Origin of the sequence: Dolichospermum sp. UHCC 0259, from assembly GCF_009711935.1 — a bacterium.
GTDB lineage: Bacteria > Cyanobacteriota > Cyanobacteriia > Cyanobacteriales > Nostocaceae > Dolichospermum.
On record NZ_VIKX01000193.1, the window covers coordinates 438 to 4,630 of the forward strand.

Sequence of the window (4,193 nt, forward strand, 5' to 3'; positions counted from 1 at the left end):
GACTCCTGACTCCTGACTCCTGACTCCTGACTCCTGACTCCTGAATTCTGCTATGATGTTGCAGTAAAAAGACGATTATCCAGCCGCCCTTTTCTAGCTATGACGCAACAACTCCGTGTTTATGTTCCACCTCATCCTTTAATTCAGCACTGGTTGGGAGTTGCTCGTGATGTAGCTACACCATCTGTATTATTTCGTTCTGCTATTACTGAGTTGGGTCGGTGGCTCACTTATGAGGCTGCCAGGGAGTGGTTGCCGACGCAAGAAACAACGGTGCAAACGCCTCTGACGACCTGTGCAGCAACTTTTATTAATCCTCAGATACCTGTGGCTGTTGTGCCGATTTTACGGGCTGGTTTAGGCTTGTTAGAGGGAGCGCAGGGTGTACTGCCTTTGGCCTCAATTTACCATTTTGGCTTGGTGCGAAATGAAGAAACTCTAGAACCTAGTTGTTATTTAAATAAATTACCGGAAAAATTTGCTCCCGAAACGCGGGTGTTAATTACTGAGCCGATGTTGGCTACTGGAGGCTCTATAATGGCAGCAATGGCGGAATTGACCCAAAGGGGTGTTGATCCGGCGTTAATTCGGATTATATCTGTAGTGGTTGCTCCTCCAGCGTTACAAAAATTGGCTGCTGTCTATCCTGGCTTAATCGTTTACACCGCTACTATTGATGAAACGCTTGATGATCGGGGTTACATTGTACCAGGATTAGGGGATGCGGGCGATCGCATTTTTGGAACTTAAGCTAGGATGCCCCTAAGGCCGGAAAATAGCTAAAGTATTGTCAAAGTTGCTTATTTTCGAGAAGACGGTAAAAAATATGAGTCAGCAAGATGGTTTTGCTAGTGGTTTGTTACTGGGTTCATTGATTGGGGGTGTAGTTGGTGGTGTTTTAGGGGCGGTGATTACTTCGCGCTTAGATGCTAAGTTTGCAGATGAAGAGAATGAAGGTTTAACTGCTGGAGAAAATGATAGCTCAACAGGGACTAAAAAGCGGCAAATGAGAGCTTCTACTCATGAAAGTTTGGAAATAGAAGCAACCAGGCGATCGCTCGAAGATAAAATTGCCCAACTTAATGCCACAATTGATGATGTACGGAAGCAATTAGGGAATGTCAACAGCAACTCATCCCAGGAAGCTAATGAGCATTCTTAAGCCTTCCCTTAGTTATATTGATTGGCTACACAATGCGACGTGAGCTAAATTAAAATCAATCATGAATCTATGTTTGACATTTAATAGGAAAGTTACCCATCCATGAATTTACTAATTACAACTCTAGCCACCTTTGTCTCTCTTTACAGCTATTTGCTGATTATTCGAGTCTTGTTGACTTGGTTTCCCACAATTGACTGGTCTAGTCAACCATTTGCGGCTTTAAGCCAAATTAGTGATCCCTACCTCAATCTATTTCGTTCCATAATTCCCCCCTTGGGTGGTATGGATTTCTCTCCTATCCTGGCATTGTTGGCATTGAACATAGTTGGTGGTATTTTAGATAGTTTAGCGCGTGCCACCTTGGTGCAAGGGTTTTAACAGGCTATCAGCATTCAGCATTCAGCTAATTCTGGGTTTAAGACCCAAATTACGATTTTCAATGTAAGGACGTTCCCAGGAACGTCTCTACAAATCCTATCTTCTGACTCGTCCACTAAACCCAGCCGCTTTAAATTGTTTAAGTTGCAATGGTAAGGGCTGATTACTGGGGACAGTGATTCTAAATTCAAAATCACTAACTCCGGGAGGGACTTCTGCAATTAAACCCAGACGAGTCCGATTTTGTAAGGTTGAATCACCGTTAGCATCATATATGCGCCCAAAAATATCCGCATCATAAACAGTTTTACGGGTGCTATTTGCCGCTTTACCTGTAACGATGAAGCAACTAGCAGAATTTGAACCGCTACTACCGACTACTCCGCTGGCGAGTTCTGATGGACATTCGTGGTAAGAAATATCAGATAATTTAATCTGTGTTAATGCTAAGGCTGTGGGTGTCCATATCCAGGAAAGTAACCCCATTAGTCCAACTATAAAAATTAACTGCATTGAGCGTAACCGCATAAAATACACCTTTGATTGGAAATTTACGAATGTCACGAGTACAATTTTACCTCACGCAGAGGCGCAGAGTCGCTCCAGAGTAAGAATTTCCAATTATTGATTTTTGGTGTTGTATAGAATTATGTTTCATGCAATGTAGGGGCGGGGTCTCCCCGCCCTTGTTTGCTTTCCATACCTTATTTACCCATTACCCATTCCTGATTTTGGACAACAGTATGAAATTGCCAATTAGGATCAGTTTGGGGATAATCTAAACGGTAATGTCCACCTCGGCTTTCAGTTCTAAAAACAGCACTTTTGAGAATTAATTCTGCCACATCTAATAAGTTACGAGTTTCTGCCCAAAGTCTCAATTCCTTTTCAATTTGTGGTTGTTGAAAATTAACTGATTGTGTAGGCTGTAAACTCAGTAATAATTGGCTTAAAGGTAAATTAGTAAAGTCTTTTTGCCAAGATACAATTTGAGAAATGGCATTTTCTAAACTTGATTTTTCTCGACAAATACCTGCACTTTGCCAAACTACACGGGGTAAATTTTTACGAATTTTTGCTAATTGTCTTTGTTGATTTTCCCACTCGATTAGAGATGGGTTAATTTCCAAACTTTCAGTTTCAATAATATTCGTAGATTCCTGTTTTCCCAGTTGCAATTTTTCATAGTCAACATTAGCCATTTGCGCCCCAAAGACAATACATTCCAACAAGGAATTACTGGCTAGGCGATTAGCACCATGTACTCCCGTACTGGCAGTTTCCCCGATCGCATATAAACCGGGAATATTCGTGGCATTCATGACATCCGTACTCACACCACCCATCCAATAATGGGCTGCGGGAGACACAGGAATGGGTTGAGTAAAGACATCAATACCCCAATGTTGACAAACATTAATGATATTCGGGAACCGGTGGCGAATTTTGTCAGCGGGAATGGGGCGCATATCTAACCAGACATTCGCTGTAGCCATATCAGCAGCCGTTTTTTGTAAATGACTGAAAATCGCTCGACTGACTACATCACGGGGTGCTAGTTCCCCTGCTGGGTGGTAATCAAAGGCAAAACGTCGCCCGGTGTCATCCACTAAATGCGCCCCTTCTCCACGCACAGCTTCACTAATCAGGAAACGTCCTGGTTTGCTGAGGGCTGTGGGATGAAATTGGACAAATTCTAAATCACGGAGAATTGCACCTGCCCGCCAGGCGATCGCTACACCATCACCTGTACTCACTGCTGGGTTAGTGGTTTGGGCAAATACTTGACCACCGCCACCTGTAGCTAAAATCACCGCCCCGGCTCTAATCCAGGTAATTTTACCTTGATAAAATAGGCTAGTTCCCAAACATTGACCGGTTTGGGGTTCTATCCATAAACTCAAAGCCAAAGCTTGCTGAATGACTTGGATATTTTCACGACGCAGGACTTGATCTGTGAGGGTGGTGGTAACTTCTCTGCCTGTGGTATCGGCTGCATGAAGCACGCGGGGACGAGAATGGGCTGCTTCTAGGGTTAAAGCCAAGTTACTATCATGACGATCAAAAGCTACGCCCAAGTTAACGAGGGATTGAATACAACTGGGGGCTTGTTCGGCTAGGAATTTGACAGCGGCGATGTCGCATAAACCAGCGCCCGCTTTTAATGTGTCTTCAATATGCAGTTGAGGAGAATCTTCTGGGGCGACGGCTGCGGCTATGCCACCTTGCGCCCAATCACTAGCGGATAGGGAAACTGTTTCTTTAGTAATTAAGCCGACTCGTAAGGATGTGGGTAGACATAGGGCTGTATATAGTCCTGCTGCACCGGCACCGACTACTAAAACATCAAATTGGTTAGGAATATTTATATCAGGCAAGGGATAACTATGATTTTTGTGATTTGAATGATTTTTGTGATTTAGGTATTTGTTTGGCAAAACCAATATAATATCATGATGTTAATTATAAAAATCATAGTTTAATTTCATTTCCATTTTCAAACCTTTTATGGCTCTTGCGTCCCTTTTATGGAGAATTAATACTAAAGTGCCAGTTTAATAAACTACGTAATCTAAAATTACTAAAGTTACGAAATCCATATCCAAGTCTTTTGATTAATTTGAGTTTATTATTAATTCCTTCTACAGTA

General features: G+C 42.5%; 6 protein-coding genes. 3 read left to right on the forward strand and 3 right to left on the reverse strand.

From position 1 onward, the window contains the following. The first annotated feature begins 99 nt into the window (after positions 1 to 99). From upp to FJR05_RS15615, 3 genes are all read left to right on the forward strand, one after another. Complete coding sequence (gene upp / locus FJR05_RS15605; RefSeq protein WP_168644944.1) at positions 100 to 750, forward strand: uracil phosphoribosyltransferase; 651 nt, start codon at positions 100 to 102, stop codon at positions 748 to 750. Between the two features lie 76 nt (positions 751 to 826). Continuing rightward, a complete protein-coding gene (locus FJR05_RS15610) occupies positions 827 to 1,162 on the forward strand; it encodes a hypothetical protein (RefSeq protein ID WP_168644945.1) in 336 nt (111 codons plus the stop codon). A 102-nt stretch (positions 1,163 to 1,264) separates the two neighbouring features. Further along, a complete protein-coding gene (locus FJR05_RS15615; protein WP_168644946.1) occupies positions 1,265 to 1,543 on the forward strand; it encodes a YggT family protein in 279 nt (92 codons plus the stop codon). A gap of 96 nt (positions 1,544 to 1,639) precedes the next feature. Here the strand turns inward: FJR05_RS15615 and FJR05_RS15620 are convergent, their stop codons facing one another. The 3 genes from FJR05_RS15620 to FJR05_RS15630 all read right to left on the reverse strand — a co-directional run. Then, the gene (locus FJR05_RS15620; RefSeq protein ID WP_168644947.1) at positions 1,640 to 2,071 is read right to left on the reverse strand and encodes a hypothetical protein; all 432 of its coding nucleotides are present in this window, start codon (positions 2,069 to 2,071) and stop codon (positions 1,640 to 1,642) included. 176 nt (positions 2,072 to 2,247) lie between these two features. Beyond that, positions 2,248 to 3,921, reverse strand: a complete 1,674-nt coding sequence (gene nadB, locus FJR05_RS15625) for an L-aspartate oxidase (RefSeq protein ID WP_168644948.1) — start codon at positions 3,919 to 3,921, stop codon at positions 2,248 to 2,250. 148 nt (positions 3,922 to 4,069) lie between these two features. Beyond that, positions 4,070 to 4,193 (reverse strand): transposase (locus FJR05_RS15630; protein ID WP_168642427.1); only part of this gene is annotated, 124 nt, incomplete at its 5' end.

Bases quoted from the DNA above. Each gene is read 5' to 3' on its own strand.
- upp (WP_168644944.1), top strand. From the start codon at position 100: ATGACGCAACAACTCCGTGTTTATGTTCCACCTCATCCTTTAATTCAG.
- FJR05_RS15610 (WP_168644945.1), top strand. From the start codon at position 827: ATGAGTCAGCAAGATGGTTTTGCTAGTGGTTTGTTACTGGGTTCATTG.
- FJR05_RS15615 (WP_168644946.1), top strand. From the start codon at position 1,265: ATGAATTTACTAATTACAACTCTAGCCACCTTTGTCTCTCTTTACAGC.
- FJR05_RS15620 (WP_168644947.1), bottom strand. From the start codon at position 2,071: ATGCGGTTACGCTCAATGCAGTTAATTTTTATAGTTGGACTAATGGGG.